Below are 417 nucleotides of genomic sequence, written 5' to 3'. Positions count from 1 at the left end.
TGATCGGCGACGGCGCGCTCACCGGCGGCATGGCCTGGGAGGCGCTCAACAACATCGCCGACGCCACCGACCGCCCGGTCGTCATCGTCGTCAACGACAACGAGCGCTCCTACTCGCCGACCATCGGCGGCCTCGCCAACCACCTCGCCACCCTGCGCACCACCCAGGGCTACGAGCGCTTCCTGTCCTGGGGCAAGGACGCGCTGCAGCGCACCCCGGTGGTCGGCCAGCAGCTCTTCGAGACCCTGCACGGCGCCAAGAAGGGCCTCAAGGACTTCATCGCCCCGCAGGGCATGTTCGAGGACCTCGGCCTCAAGTACATCGGCCCGATCGACGGCCACGACCTCACCGCCCTGGAGTCCGCGCTCGGCAAGGCGCGCGGCTTCGGCGGCCCGGTCATCGTGCACTGCCTCACCG

At 70.3% G+C, this 417-nt stretch carries 1 protein-coding gene; it reads left to right on the top strand.

Going from position 1 to position 417, the window contains the following annotated elements; all coding sequences use genetic code 11:
* Positions 1 to 417: 1-deoxy-D-xylulose-5-phosphate synthase N-terminal domain-containing protein (locus tag VR45_RS13295; protein WP_045939932.1), on the top strand; the 417-nt coding region annotated here is incomplete at both ends.

This window comes from Streptomyces sp. NRRL S-495, assembly GCF_000966955.1.
Classification (GTDB): Bacteria; Actinomycetota; Actinomycetes; order Streptomycetales; family Streptomycetaceae; genus Kitasatospora; species Kitasatospora purpeofusca.
This window is presented reverse-complemented; position numbering and strand designations above follow the sequence as displayed.